Annotated in this window: 15 protein-coding genes and 1 pseudogene; 4 read left to right on the forward strand and 12 right to left on the reverse strand. The window is 29.3% G+C overall.

All coding sequences use genetic code 11. The features are described 5' to 3' along the window. Positions 1 to 190: 190 nt before the first annotated feature. Together JOC47_RS12975 and JOC47_RS12980 are read left to right on the forward strand one after the other, a co-directional pair. Positions 191 to 604 carry a hypothetical protein gene (locus tag JOC47_RS12975; RefSeq protein ID WP_239551241.1) on the forward strand — a complete coding sequence of 138 codons (414 nt, stop codon included), beginning with the start codon at positions 191 to 193 and terminating at the stop codon, positions 602 to 604. A 177-nt stretch (positions 605 to 781) separates the two neighbouring features. Beyond that, positions 782 to 1,561 carry an enoyl-ACP reductase FabI gene (locus JOC47_RS12980; protein ID WP_204702518.1) on the forward strand — a complete coding sequence of 260 codons (780 nt, stop codon included), beginning with the start codon at positions 782 to 784 and terminating at the stop codon, positions 1,559 to 1,561. A 117-nt stretch (positions 1,562 to 1,678) separates the two neighbouring features. Here the strand turns inward: JOC47_RS12980 and JOC47_RS12985 are convergent, their stop codons facing one another. Then, entirely contained in the window at positions 1,679 to 2,116 is a 438-nt protein-coding gene (locus tag JOC47_RS12985) for a Dps family protein (RefSeq protein WP_204702519.1), read from the reverse strand. 293 nt (positions 2,117 to 2,409) lie between these two features. Here JOC47_RS12985 and JOC47_RS15990 point away from each other — a divergent pair. Both JOC47_RS15990 and JOC47_RS15995 read left to right on the forward strand, forming a co-directional pair. Then, positions 2,410 to 3,705, forward strand: a pseudogene (locus tag JOC47_RS15990) (ammonium transporter); the annotation flags it as partial. A 537-nt stretch (positions 3,706 to 4,242) separates the two neighbouring features. Beyond that, entirely contained in the window at positions 4,243 to 5,385 is a 1,143-nt protein-coding gene (locus JOC47_RS15995) for a SpoIIE family protein phosphatase (protein ID WP_369127969.1), read from the forward strand. A 154-nt stretch (positions 5,386 to 5,539) separates the two neighbouring features. Here the strand turns inward: JOC47_RS15995 and JOC47_RS12995 are convergent, their stop codons facing one another. The 11 genes from JOC47_RS12995 to JOC47_RS13045 all read right to left on the reverse strand — a co-directional run bounded on the left by JOC47_RS12995 (position 5,540) and on the right by JOC47_RS13045 (position 12,963). After that, a complete protein-coding gene (locus tag JOC47_RS12995) occupies positions 5,540 to 5,977 on the reverse strand; it encodes a Dps family protein (RefSeq protein WP_204702521.1) in 438 nt (145 codons plus the stop codon). A gap of 147 nt (positions 5,978 to 6,124) precedes the next feature. Beyond that, positions 6,125 to 6,382: a hypothetical protein gene (locus JOC47_RS13000; RefSeq protein WP_204702522.1), complete on the reverse strand. Its 258-nt coding sequence runs from the start codon at positions 6,380 to 6,382 to the stop codon at positions 6,125 to 6,127. Between the two features lie 113 nt (positions 6,383 to 6,495). Further along, on the reverse strand, positions 6,496 to 7,074 hold the full coding sequence (locus JOC47_RS13005) for a hypothetical protein (protein WP_204702523.1): 579 nt from the start codon (positions 7,072 to 7,074) through the stop codon (positions 6,496 to 6,498). 22 nt (positions 7,075 to 7,096) lie between these two features. Beyond that, positions 7,097 to 7,624 carry a hypothetical protein gene (locus tag JOC47_RS13010; protein ID WP_204702524.1) on the reverse strand — a complete coding sequence of 176 codons (528 nt, stop codon included), beginning with the start codon at positions 7,622 to 7,624 and terminating at the stop codon, positions 7,097 to 7,099. A gap of 55 nt (positions 7,625 to 7,679) precedes the next feature. Beyond that, positions 7,680 to 8,339 carry a leucine-rich repeat domain-containing protein gene (locus tag JOC47_RS13015; protein WP_204702525.1) on the reverse strand — a complete coding sequence of 220 codons (660 nt, stop codon included), beginning with the start codon at positions 8,337 to 8,339 and terminating at the stop codon, positions 7,680 to 7,682. Positions 8,340 to 8,450: 111 nt separating this feature from the next. Then, a complete protein-coding gene (locus JOC47_RS13020; RefSeq protein ID WP_204702526.1) occupies positions 8,451 to 8,894 on the reverse strand; it encodes a hypothetical protein in 444 nt (147 codons plus the stop codon). Between the two features lie 2 nt (positions 8,895 to 8,896). Next, positions 8,897 to 9,949 (reverse strand): AAA family ATPase, encoded by a 1,053-nt coding sequence (locus JOC47_RS13025; protein ID WP_204702528.1) that lies wholly within the window; start codon positions 9,947 to 9,949, stop codon positions 8,897 to 8,899. A gap of 36 nt (positions 9,950 to 9,985) precedes the next feature. After that, positions 9,986 to 10,507 carry a hypothetical protein gene (locus JOC47_RS13030; protein WP_204702530.1) on the reverse strand — a complete coding sequence of 174 codons (522 nt, stop codon included), beginning with the start codon at positions 10,505 to 10,507 and terminating at the stop codon, positions 9,986 to 9,988. A 36-nt stretch (positions 10,508 to 10,543) separates the two neighbouring features. Next, positions 10,544 to 10,996: a hypothetical protein gene (locus JOC47_RS13035; protein ID WP_204702532.1), complete on the reverse strand. Its 453-nt coding sequence runs from the start codon at positions 10,994 to 10,996 to the stop codon at positions 10,544 to 10,546. Positions 10,997 to 11,048: 52 nt separating this feature from the next. Further along, positions 11,049 to 11,993 (reverse strand): protein kinase domain-containing protein, encoded by a 945-nt coding sequence (locus JOC47_RS13040; RefSeq protein ID WP_204702534.1) that lies wholly within the window; start codon positions 11,991 to 11,993, stop codon positions 11,049 to 11,051. Next, the gene (locus JOC47_RS13045; RefSeq protein WP_204702536.1) at positions 11,953 to 12,963 is read right to left on the reverse strand and encodes a PP2C family serine/threonine-protein phosphatase; all 1,011 of its coding nucleotides are present in this window, start codon (positions 12,961 to 12,963) and stop codon (positions 11,953 to 11,955) included. The genes JOC47_RS13040 and JOC47_RS13045 overlap by 41 nt, the downstream gene beginning before the upstream one ends.

Consider the following 12,963-nt stretch of genomic DNA (forward strand, 5'->3'; position numbering starts at 1 on the left):
ATTGGCTACAAAGTTAAGTGCTGTGGGCTACACGAAGAGTCTTGTCTTTTAGACTCGTAGGCACTTAATTAGCTCTAAATAGAGAGGTTAGGGCTGCACGAAGTGTCAAATGTTGCGGAGTTAAAAAATTATTTTAAATAGTAAGTAGGCAATAAGCAGGAAGTTTTTAAAAACATCAAGGAGCGAGATTATGAGATTAAAGTTAATTTGTTTGCTATTAATAATTATTTTGCTTACACTTCCTGCTTCTGCGCAGGTAAAGCTAGATACTTTATTGACTACTGAAGGATTAAATAAATCTGGAAATCCGGTGACAGTTAAAAGAGAATTTAGCTTTACTGAAGAGCAGGGAGTGCAGTATTATGTGAAATGGAATTCTGATAATCAACAGCATGATGTAGCTGTGAGATGGTTTGGTCCGCAGGATAAATTAATTAATTTTCTTTACTTAGCTAACTTTTCTGAAAATATAGTGAGGGATTATATTAGTTTTGAACAAGAAACAGCCACCCAGTATTTCATTCCTCAAGAACGAGGAGAATATAGTATTCAACTTTATTTAGATCAACAATTAGTTGCTATTAGTAATTTTATAATTAAATGATTTTTTGCATCCTATCTGTGGATGCTTTTTTAATTAAAGTGCAGGATTATTGCAATTGAGGTATAATTATAATTGTAAGTAGCACAATAATTATTAAAAATATCATATTAGAAACAAAAATTTACATAAATTATTTATTGTCTTTTGATTTAGTATACCTTCAAGGGAGGAATTAAAATGACAGAATTGATGGCTGGTAAAAAAGGATTAGTTATGGGTGTAGCTAATAAAAAATCTATGGCCTGGAAAATCGCTCAAACATTAGACGAAGCAGGAGCTGAGCTAGCATTTACATATAAAGATGAACAAGTAGGCCAAAAAGTAGTACCCTTATTTGAAGAAATAGGTGCAGACTTTTATGAAACTTTAGATGTTACAGATGATGATGATTTTGAAGAGGTATTTACTAAGTTAGAGGAAGAATTTGATGGTCAATTAGATTTTATAGTTCATTCGATTGCTGGCGGACCCGAAAAAGAAGATTTACGTGGTAAATATATGAATACTTCACGGGAAAGTTTTTCTAGAGCTTTAGAAATTAGTGTTTATTCTTATGTTAAAGCTGTGCAGATGGCTTATCCAATGTTAAAAGAAAGTGATGGTGCTGCAGCAATTACTTTATCATATTATGGAGCAGAAAAGGTAGTACCTAACTATAATGTGATGGGAGTAGCTAAAGCTGCATTAGAATCATCTGTTTATTATTTGGCTGATGATTTAGGTTCAGATAATATTAGAGTTAATGCTTTATCTCCAGGACCAGTTTTAACTAGAGCAGCTAGCGGTATTGGAGACTTCAGAAACTTATTAAGGGAGTTCAAAGATAAAGCTCCTCTGGAAAGATTAGTGGATCAAGATGAAGTAGCTAATAGTGCATTATATTTATTAAGTGATCTTTCTTCAGGAGTAACTGGAGAAATAATTCATGTTGATTGTGGATTTAATATTGAAGCTTAAATAATTTCTTTCTCTAAAATTATATAAAAAACTCAACGCCCCTAACTATATATTTCTAAATAGATTAGGGGCGTTGAGTTTTTAAAGAAGTAATAGTTTGATTAATTTAATTAGTCTCTATTCGGCAAGCATACTTTCTAGGAACCATAAATTTTTACTGTAATTAGCTATATGTTCTTCGAACTCTCCAACTACTTCAAAGTCATCAACTTCATCCGCTTCTTCTCTAATTTCATTTGCTAATGATTTCATTTCCTCTAAATCAGATTTAACAATTTTTAATACCTCTTGATCTCCAAAGCTTTTTGCTTCTAACTCTTCAATTGTTGCATTATCGGCATAATCAGTAATTTTAACTAATGGTACTTCACCTTTCATTTTAATTAATTCAGCAACTTCGTCAAATAATTCAAAGAATTGAGTATATAATTCTTCAGTATACTCATGAACCTGCATGAATTTTGCTCCTTCTACATTCCAATGCAAATTGTGTAATTTAGTATTCAAAACAGCTAAGTTTGATAAATAAGTATTTAACTTTTTATAGTTTTCCATTGATATCCCTCCAAATTTGATTATCAATAACTATTATTGATTAGTAATTATATTATATACTTAGTTTAGATATATGTCAAGGTAGAAAAAATACTTTTTATTGTATTAAACTGGAATACATTATGAAATTTTTTGCTTGATATAGGGTGAAATGTTTTTCTTTTATTCATGCAGTTGTTATAATTAAACTATGATTTTTTTAAATCTGTTGTTTTAAAATTTAATGACCTATTAGAAATAATTTTTTATTAATAGTTTAAGGTCAAAGAGTATTAAATTAAGGAGTAACTAAAATGAAAAAAATTATAGCTATTCTATTAATCATATTATTATTACCGATTGAAGTAAAAGCCGCTAATGTAATAGATAATTCGATAAATAGTACAATTTGGATTTTGATGGCCTCATTTCTTGTCTTCTTTATGCAGGCAGGTTTCGCTATGTTAGAAGCAGGTTTTAGCCAAGCTAAGAATGCAGGTAATATTGTAATGAAAAATATAATGGATTTTGCGGTTGGTTCTTTAGTTTATTGGGTTTTTGGTTTTGCTATTATGTTTGGATTAAGTAATCAAATTGTAGGACAAGGTCCTCTTTTCTTACAAGGAGATTTTGCTCAACTTAATTTAAATGTTCCCTTGTCATCGTTTTGGCTCTTTCAAACTGTTTTTGCTGCTACAGCAGCAACTATTGTTTCAGGAGCTATGGCTGGGAGAACTAAATTTAGTGGCTATTTAACTTATAGTATTGTAATTACTGGATTTATTTATCCAGTAGTTGGCCATTGGATTTGGGGTGGAGGTTGGTTATCAGCTATGGTTGATTTCTCTGGTGCTACTGTTGTTCATTCAGTAGGGGGCTGGACAGCTTTAGCTGGGGCCAAAGTTTTAGGGCCAAGGTTAGGTAAATATAATTCTGATGGGAGCAGTAATCATCTAGCTGGTCATAATTTATTGATAGCTGCTTTAGGCACTTTTATTTTATGGTTTGGGTGGTTTGGATTTAATACGGGAAATTTAGTAGCCCAAACTAGTCTAAAAATCGATAATATTTTCAAAATTGCTGATATTGCAGTAGTCACAAATCTATCGGGAGCTGCAGGTGCCACTACAGCGTTAATAACTAGTTGGTTTAAAGATGGTAAAGCTGATGTTAAATCTACTCTAAATGGAGCTTTAGCAGGGTTAGTAGGGGTGACTGCAGGATGTTTTGTAGTTAATAATTTTGGGGCAGTGATTATAGGTTCTCTATCAGGACTAGTGATGGTTTATACAAGTCAATTCATAGATCAAGTTTTAAAGATAGATGACCCAGTAGGAGCTATTTCTGTGCATGGAGTTTGTGGATCTTTAGGTACATTATTAGTCGGTTTTTTTGCTGTGGATAGAGGTTATTTCTATAGTGGAGAGTTAGAATTGCTTTTTATCCAGGCTAAAGGAGTAATTAGTGTAGCAATTTGGAGTTTGACTACTGCTTATATTTTATTTAAATTAATTGATCTTACAATTGGCTTAAGGGTATCTAAACTTGAGGAAAGGTCTGGATTAGATAAATCAGAACATGGTGCTGAAACTTATGCTGGATTTACTTCTTTGGAATACAAAAATGAATTTGAAAAGTTCAGTTCAGAACTAGCAGTTAATTTTATAAATTTGGAGTTTGCCGAATTAGATAAAGCAATTGAGCAAGGACTAAAAAAGGTCACTATGTTTTTTGAAGCTAATAGTAGTTATATATTTTTATTTGATGAAGATAGACAATTGGCAATTAGAAATTATGTATGGACAAATACCGGTGATGATTTAAAATTTCCTCAGCAACTAGAAGTGACTAATTTTCCTTGGTTAATGGGCAAGGTAAATTTAGACCAAAATATTTTACTATTTGATAGAGATGATTTACCTGCTGTAGCGCAAAATGAAGCAGAGCTTTTTAATTCTAGATCTATAAATAGTTTGATTATAACTTCTATTACTAAGCAAAATTCAGTCATAGGTTTCTTTGCCATAGAAGGAATTAATGATCATAGCCTGTGGGAAACTAATCTTTCAACTTTGCTAGAAACTATAGATCAGACGTTTGGAGATGTATTGGAACGTAAAAAGATTGAAGAAAAAATTAAAGAGAGTATGGATGAACAGCAATTATTATTAGATAATATTAAAACGCAAGTTTGGTATATTAAAGATCCCTGTACTTATGTAGCAGCTAATGAAGCCCGAGCTGATTTCTTAGGTGTTGATAAAGAAGATATAGCCTATGCTGAAATTGATAATTTACTTTCATCAGAAATTGCAGGGAGCTGTAAACAAGATAATCAAGAAGTCTTCAAACAAAAAGAGATTGTAAAGACTCAAGGTTGGGTTAGAAATGCAGCCGGAGAGCGAAGATATCATTCAATTACTAAAATACCTAAATTGAATGAACATGGTGCAGTAGAGTATGTCATTTGCTCAGCTGAAGATATTACTGAACAAAAGAAAGCAGAAGCCAAATTAAATCAGTATGCTGAAAAATTAGATGAACAAATTGTTAAAGCACAGCAGTTACATGAAAAATTCTTACCATCAAAATTGCCAGAAATTCCTGAGGTTAGAATGGCTGATTATTATCAACCAGCCGAAAGATTAGGCGGAGATTTTTATAATATAATTAATTTAGATGATATTTTAATGGGCTATGTAGTTGATATTACAGGCCACGGGCTTGATGGTTCCCTATTGAATATATTTGTGCGGGAAACAATTAATAGCTTTTTATTATCACATTTCGATTTAAAAAAGAAAAATCATTTATCAGAATTAATGAAATTTATTACCCGCAAGTATCAACAAGAGGAATTTTCTGATGACTATTTCATTTCAATTATCTTATTTGAATTAGATAAAAACACAATGGAATTAACTTATAGTAATGCAGGGATTCATATTCCCCCTTTATTAATCACTGATGGGCAGTTGGTATCTTTTGAAGCGATTAAAGAACCACCTATTTCTTCTGTGATTGAATTTGATACTTATGAATTTAAAGAAAGATCTCTACAATTAGAACCGGGGAGTTCATTTTTAATCACTACTGATGGATTAGTGGAAGAAAAAGTGGGAACAGAACAATATAGTAAGGAAAGACTACAGGAAAAATTTCTAGAATATCATTCATCCTCTCCGCAGAATATAATAGAGTTACTCATTAATGATTTTCAAAATTTTTCGGGCAAAAATTCAGGCAAAGATGATATCACATTATTAATTTTGCAGCGCGAGTCAGACTAAATTAAAAATCAGAACATGTAACCAAAACACCTATCTTTGTTTACATGCCATCATTTCTTTACTCAATAAAAAAAACAACTCCCTTAGCTATTAAATAGCTGCAGGGAGTTGTTTTTTTTTGGTAAATAATATTTTTATTTAACTCACTTAATTTCTATTCAGCAAGCATACTTTCTAAGAACCATAGATTTTGACTATAGTGAGCAATATGTTCTTCAAATTCTCCAACTACTTCGAAGTCATCAACTTCATCAGCTTCTGCACGAATTTCAGTTGCTAATGATTTCATTTCTTCTAAGTCGGATTTAACAATTTCTAATACTTCTTTGTCTGCAAAGGCTTTTGATTCTAGTTCTTCGATTGTTGCATTTTCAACATAATCATCAGCTTTAACTAATGGGAATTCACCCTTCATTTTAATCAGTTCAGCAACTTCATCATATAGTTCGAAGAATTCTTCATATAGTTCTTCAGTATATTCATGCACCTGCATGAATTTAGCACCTTCTACATTCCAATGTAAATTATGCAATTTAGTGTTTAGCACAGCTAAGTTTGATAAATACGTATTTAACTTATCATAGTTTTCCATATTTTTTTGCCTCCTTTATGATTTAATTACTAACAATCATTCTTATTAGTAATTATTCTTAATTAGTTAATTATATTATATACTGCTACTGACGAGATGTCAAATAAATCTTAGGAGTAAATCAAATATCAGGCTGAAAAATTTAAATTATTTCTTTTTCATTTTTAGTAATACTATAATAGATATACTAGCTAACATAGAATAGACCCCTATGGCTAATATTATTTTAGCATTTGTTTGCTCCAAATATAATTTTTCTATTATAGGAGCAAAGAATAACAAGCTATCCCTAAAAGATTTATCAGCAAAAGCTGTAATTGCATATGGTTTAGAAAATACCAAAAGAATACTTAAACTTACAAAAATTGTTATACTAAAAATAACGAATTGTTTTTTACTTTTCATTTTATCCCCTCCTTTCAAATTTGTTTGATTTATATTATTATCAGGTAAAGTCTCTTTTGGTTTTTTGATTTTCTTTTTCTTTTTTAGGAAGACCTTACCTGATTTCATATATTCTATTTTTTATAATCTAAACTAAAATTTTCATTCAACTTTTCTTCATTATATCTTTTGATTAGAAGCTCTAATTTGTCAGTATACTCCTTGGTTAATATCTTTTTGTCAGCTAAATGAGCAACTGACTGTTGAAATGTTTTAATAAAAGTTAGTTGTTGAGTAGTCACTAATGGTTCTTGTTTTTCATCTGAGTCTATAGTGATAGAAGAAAAATTAGATCTTTCTGAGTTGTGAAAAGAGACCTTTTTCATTATTTGAGCGACAATTTCAAAGAAGGGCTCTAATGTTTCACAAATAATTAGTACATCAACTAAAAAAAGCCTATGAACTTCTTCAATCTCTTTTATAGTGCTTATTATTTTTTTGGTAGAAGATATGGTTTGTTTAATATAAAATACAAACTGAGAAAAAGAATCTAATTGCATAATAGGTATGGTGGTGTTAGTATTGTTACGATCTTTTACTTTTAGCTGTATTTGTTGTGCATTTTTGACATTATCAGCTAAGTTCTGAGTTAACATCTCTAAGGTGCTAATTATTTCCTTACATGTGCTATCTGTAGCCTTTGGTGAAGACATTTGCTATCACTCCTTATCTTTCTTACTCTTTAATTTTTTCCTCAAAAGTACTATACTTAAAATAAGAATACTCTTTCAAAGCTTTCTCTAACCTGTCTTGAATGTAATCTAATTCTTTTTGACATCTATTATTCAGCAAAGAACCAAAACTATCTTTGTTTACTACAACCTTTTGGTTTAAGGTGTGTAAGTTTAGCTTGTCTCTTAGTTTAGCAATAGGTCTAAACAGCTTATCGGTGTTGTCTAAAATAATAACTACTCTCAAAACCTCAGCAGTATCAGTACCATCCTTTCCTTGCTCATCTAATTTTAATATCATATCTTCTATCATCTCACTTATCTTTTTTAGCTGTTGTATGATAGGTTGGTGTCCTTTGAAAACAGATGTTTTAGTTGCATGATCACTTTTCTCTTTTAGTTTGATCTGTGCACTATCTAATAGTTTAATATCAGCTAATAATTTTTCTTGTTCTTCTCTCAAATTTTTAATCATGTCATCAGGTATTTCAGGTAGATCCTCATCACTTATTGTTTGCTCATCAAAACTCATTATAATCAACTCCTTAATTAGTATTTTTAGTTTAAAAGTCAATATTATCTAAAATTTAGTAGTTGTCGCTTTCTTCTATCACTCCTGGGATCGTTTCAAAATAAGGCATATTGCTATCCTCATATCTTTCATCAGGATGAAACAATACTTGCACACCTTTATCTTCTAGTTTAGAAATTATAGGTATATTTTTTAGCTTATCTACACTTAAACTACCTGGTAGTTTCATAAAACAAGGATTACCTGTTAACTTAACTGCTTTGAGATTAGGCAATTCTAACAACACTTCTAGTTGTTCTAATTCTCTTATTTCATTATAACTCAAGTACAACTCTTGTAATTGTTGAAGGTTTTCAACAACACTAATATTGCTCACATCACAATGATTTAGAGCCAATATTTCAAGATTTGTTAGTTGGTTCAATTTACTAATCTCATCAACCTTAGTTTGTTCTAAGTTAATTACTTTTAGTTTAGTAAGATTGTTTAGTTCACTGACATCTTGAATACTATTACAACTTAAGTCTAAGTACTTTAGATTTTCAAATATCCAAATACCTTCTACACTTTCAAGGTGGAATAATGACAAATCTAACTTATTAATTTTCTTGACTTCTTTTTCAAATAATTTGGGGTCTTTGCTTAGTTTATGTCTAATAATCTCCCTAATAGCTTGTCTTTTAATTTCTCTATTTAAATTAATATCTTTTTTCATTAGCTATCCCTCCCTGGATTATAAATGTGATAAAAATAGTTAAAAAATTTATCAGTACTACAGCAGAACAATATAGTAAAATTAGATTTTATTAAAAAAGAGTATCAAAACTTATATATATCTCAATTGCTTTAACTTTATTAGTTTCTTTTTTATAATAGTCCTTCTTAAATTCCCAGAAAGGTGTTCTCTTTTTTCTAATATATCTAATTTTAATATTTCTTCGAAAAGTGATGCTTTTATATCAGCTAATGTTTCTTTACTTAATTCATCTAATAAGATTTCATCATCTTCTATTGTTAGATAGAAACAATATTCACCTCCTTCTCCTTCATAAATAAGATCAAAGTCACAGCTAATACTAGCTAATGATAATAGAAAAATTTCATCTACTTTTTCTAGATAATCCATTATTTTTTCGGGAAGATCAATCCCAGATAATTCCTTTTTGACTTCATTTAAACATTTAATATTATCAACTACATTTTCTTCATCTATTGCAAAGCAATTTGCATAATTAGTTAATAAATCCTCATCTATTTTATTCATATTCATGACTATTCCTCTCCTTTCTTCTTTAACTCTACTCCTTGTTCTGTTAAGCAGACCTGAGTAATTTGAGTATTTTCTTGCTCTATCTCTAATTTATAAAAGATATCAGACAAATCGGACTTGATTTGATTTTTAATTTCTCGAAAACCAAAATTAATCTGGTCAGGAAGCCTATGCTTATAGGAATCTTGAATAGTTAATTGGATATCTCTCTTATTAAGCAAACTTTTATATCGATTAACTAGTGTATCATCTTTTTCTACCATGTCAAATAATTTTTCTTTGCTTTTGATTGGGTTAATTTTCAAGATTACACCTATTCTGCCCAGTAGTTCTTCTTTAACCCCTTGTTCCTTTAGTAGTTCTCGAGTCACTTTGTAATCATATTTTTTTAATGTGTTTCTATTATTACTTTGCTTTTTTGCAAAGCCTACTAATTGAGAATAATTTTTTTCTACGCCACTAAAGCTCCCTGTGAAAATAAAAATGTTATTAGTAGTATTAATTTCAAAAGTTTCTTTACCACTTTCTGTTTCTCTCTTGATTTGGTAATTGCTTCCTTCCACCCAATTTAAGAGCTCATCTTGAACGTCTGCCTTGCTAACTTTTCCTTCTTTACTAAAATCTTGTAACTTGTCCATTTCGTCTATCCAGTAAACACCTATGTCTGCTAGATTGCTACCAACTTTTTGCTCTAAGGATAAGTAGGTTTGATTCAGTGATTGTCCTTGATAGCCACTACTGCTTAATGAAGCTGCTGATATTTTAACATAAGGTATTTCTAATTCTTCTAAAACATTTTGTGTAATGTAAGTTTTCCCAGATCCTGTTGAGCCAGTGATTAGAATACAAGTAGAGTCATGATTTGTTTTGTCCATTTGATATGATTTATAATGAAAATATAGCGTTGAAAGCAATTTAGTTATTTTTTCTTCGTTTCCCACTATCTTATTTTTTAGTCTTTGTAGTACATTTTTAAATTTAATATTTGTAATTCTTTGTAAAAACCTTTCTTGTATATCATCTACTGGCTGACTACTTCTGTCGAAAAATCCCATAATTAACCCCTCCCTAATTTTGAAATTATAATTAAGCTATTCAATAACATTATATATTTTCTTTATAGTGTTAATCTTTAAAATATTGTTTATCCAATATTCTTTATTTTTAATCAATTCTTGTTTGATTTCTTTCTTTTCTTCCAGATGTTCTTCTGCAACTATAGTTAACTCGATCCATTCTTTGATAAATATAGTGAACAAATTTGAAATTTGGAATTGCCATAATTCACTTATTTTTCTGACTACTTTTCTACCTTTAGCGTTGACTTCAATATATAATTCTGGTTTTCGATCTTTTTTAGATTCTAACTCAAGCCAAGTATTAGCACTTAAAGAAGCTGAAGCTAATTGAGCTAATAAAGCCCAATCAAATTGAGACTCAAAATTAAAGGGAACTCTATAATGCATATATGATTGGATATTACTAAGATACTCATGATAAAATTTTTCTTCTTCTAGTTTTCCCGTCAATCCTTCCACTTTCTCCTCGTAATCAGTTACAACTTGGTTATTTTCTTCTTTCAATTGGTTTAGTACATTTTTATAAGTAAACATTTGTTATACCCCCTTATTATTTTTAATAGTTTTCATCTATAAAAAAATAAATAAGATTACTATTCCTATTATTATTAAAGATAACACTTTACCTGGATGTTCGATTATCAGGCTGATTATTATAATAGCTGATATTACTAAAACAGCCCATTTTACAATTTTAAAAATAAATAATACTACCTGCCAAATCACATTCCAATATATTACTGCAGAAAAAATCAAGCCACCTATCAAAAGTACTATAACTATACCTATTAGACTTAGAATAAAATTCCCACCTAAAATAGCCCAACTCAAGTGCTTTTTTCTTAAAATCAAGTTCAACTGCTTATGAAGTATAGTTAAATTATCATCTCCTAACCAAAAACCAATAAATAAAATTGGATAGAAGAAAATGTATAATACAAATAGTAAATTTCTCTTTAAAGAAAAGATATTATCCATAAAAACACAAAAGTAATAAATTAGATCTCTAAACATAGCTTTCAACTTAATCACCTCCCCATATTTAAACTAAATAAGAGATTCCCAATAATAATCCTTAAAACCAACTTATTTTTTTAGCCGTCTTATTCTTTTTCATATCTAATAAACGATTATATACTTCTTTACTATTTGGCCTTTTACTAGGACTAAATTCCAGCATATCTCTAAGCAATATATAAATCCGATAACTTTTTGGAATTTTAAACCCTTTTGATATTGTAATCTTTAAAATGGAATCTTTTCCTAATGAAAATTCTTTTGTAGTAGGAATTTTACCAAATAATAATTCAGAAAAAATAAGTCCTAATGAAAACACATCTATTTTTGGGGTGATATCTTTTATTTTGACCCCAAATTCCTCCTTTAAATTTGCACTGCTGATTATAATAACCTCAGGTGCTGAATAAGCTAAATCCGTTACTATATTGCTCTTTTTTATATCCTTTTTAACAACACTATCATCAAAATCAATGATATTAAGAGCAATTCTTACTTTTTCAGATTTATTTATTTTGCTAACAACGATATTATCTGGCTTTAAATCAGCATGAATAATGTTTTCTTCATGAATTTGCTTTATTAATTTAGCAGCTTCTACCATCAAATCTAACTTAAATTCAAAATTTAGATTATTCAAATTAGTCATTGGTTCTATATTTTCTAAAAAATTAGTTATTTTATAGATAAAATTATTAGCTTCAAAATACGTATCAGCATAAATCAACTTTTGTTGTGAATTTTCTTCTTTGTTATTATTTTTTTCTACCTTCTTTAATCTATTATTGATTTTTATTAACTTGTTTTTATATAGGCTGAATTTTTCTAATTTAGCAGGCGATTTTTTGGGAGCTAATATTTTTTTAATAAACTTTTTATTCTTAGCAGAATCCATAGCAACAGCCCATTCACAATTTCCGCCATTTTTTGCTGAAAAAGGCTCTAATAATGTATAATGCTTATCATTTACACTTATTTTCCCAAAACTTTTCTCCAGGTTCATAATAGCCACCCCCTAATTGTTTAATAAGTCTTAATTTTTCCCACTCAATAAATTTTTTATAAATTTTATTGAGTTTATCATAATTCTGATTATTCTTAATTAATAAATTAGCATATCTTTTTAATTTTAAGAACCTAGATTTATAAATTGATCTTAAATTTTCATATTTCTTGAAACCAACTGAATATAGGATCAGTGAACAATCATCTTGAGCTTTAGCTCTAAATAATTTTTTTAGATTTCTTTTTAGGTTTACAAATGATTTTGACTTGTATATATTGTTCACTATTAAATATTCAAAAAATACAGGGTTACCAGTAAAATCAAAACAGCCATCGCTACAACTAATTATAATGAATGGTTTTGTGATTCTAACTTTAAATATATTCAATTCAAAATCGGTACTTAAATTAATAAAATTGCTTATTCCAGCAGTAGTATTATATAATCGATTAACTGTTGTTGTTAATGGAACTAAAGCACGAGGAGATAGCAAATAAGTCATTGAATCACCGGCATTAAAAGATATAATCTTAGAACTTTCATTAGTCAAATTTTGTAAAAAACAACCAGAAACAGTAGTCGGTAACTTATAAGAATAACTAGCAACAAATTCTTTTCTATTTTTGGTTAATTTTTCATTATAATAAGTGGTCAATGATTTTTTTATTTGAAAATTCAAACTATTTATAAAATCAATTATATTATTGTAATTAGTATCTAAAGAATGCAAAGTTTCTTTATTTCTATCAAAATAGCTAGATATTATTTGCTTCGTATACCGCGAACTTAAATATGCCCCTGTATAACAATCCCCATTTGAGAGTTTATAAGATTGCTTACCCGACCCTCCCATACCATCAAAAGTAGCAATAAGTGCTAAATCTTTATAAGTAGCATAAAGGGGCGGAGCATCTTCACAATGCTCCTTCCCTCCCCCTTTTAAATGGATTTTTAAAATTTCATTCAT

It is taken from the genome of Halanaerobacter jeridensis (assembly GCF_016908315.1).
In the GTDB taxonomy this organism is placed as follows: domain Bacteria; phylum Bacillota; class Halanaerobiia; order Halobacteroidales; family Halobacteroidaceae; genus Halanaerobacter; species Halanaerobacter jeridensis.

Excerpts from the sequence above, each read along its gene's own strand:
- JOC47_RS12975 (WP_239551241.1), top strand. The coding sequence starts at position 191 with ATGAGATTAAAGTTAATTTGTTTGCTATTAATAATTATTTTGCTTACA.
- JOC47_RS13020 (WP_204702526.1), bottom strand. The coding sequence starts at position 8,894 with ATGAATATGAATAAAATAGATGAGGATTTATTAACTAATTATGCAAAT.
- JOC47_RS15995 (WP_369127969.1), top strand. The coding sequence starts at position 4,243 with ATGGATGAACAGCAATTATTATTAGATAATATTAAAACGCAAGTTTGG.
- JOC47_RS12995 (WP_204702521.1), bottom strand. The coding sequence starts at position 5,977 with ATGGAAAACTATGATAAGTTAAATACGTATTTATCAAACTTAGCTGTG.
- JOC47_RS13030 (WP_204702530.1), bottom strand. The coding sequence starts at position 10,507 with ATGTTTACTTATAAAAATGTACTAAACCAATTGAAAGAAGAAAATAAC.
- JOC47_RS12985 (WP_204702519.1), bottom strand. The coding sequence starts at position 2,116 with ATGGAAAACTATAAAAAGTTAAATACTTATTTATCAAACTTAGCTGTT.
- JOC47_RS13010 (WP_204702524.1), bottom strand. The coding sequence starts at position 7,624 with ATGAGTTTTGATGAGCAAACAATAAGTGATGAGGATCTACCTGAAATA.
- JOC47_RS13015 (WP_204702525.1), bottom strand. The coding sequence starts at position 8,339 with ATGAAAAAAGATATTAATTTAAATAGAGAAATTAAAAGACAAGCTATT.
- JOC47_RS13000 (WP_204702522.1), bottom strand. The coding sequence starts at position 6,382 with ATGAAAAGTAAAAAACAATTCGTTATTTTTAGTATAACAATTTTTGTA.
- JOC47_RS13045 (WP_204702536.1), bottom strand. The coding sequence starts at position 12,963 with ATGAATGAAATTTTAAAAATCCATTTAAAAGGGGGAGGGAAGGAGCAT.
- JOC47_RS13025 (WP_204702528.1), bottom strand. The coding sequence starts at position 9,949 with ATGGGATTTTTCGACAGAAGTAGTCAGCCAGTAGATGATATACAAGAA.
- JOC47_RS12980 (WP_204702518.1), top strand. The coding sequence starts at position 782 with ATGACAGAATTGATGGCTGGTAAAAAAGGATTAGTTATGGGTGTAGCT.
- JOC47_RS13040 (WP_204702534.1), bottom strand. The coding sequence starts at position 11,993 with ATGAACCTGGAGAAAAGTTTTGGGAAAATAAGTGTAAATGATAAGCAT.
- JOC47_RS13005 (WP_204702523.1), bottom strand. The coding sequence starts at position 7,074 with ATGTCTTCACCAAAGGCTACAGATAGCACATGTAAGGAAATAATTAGC.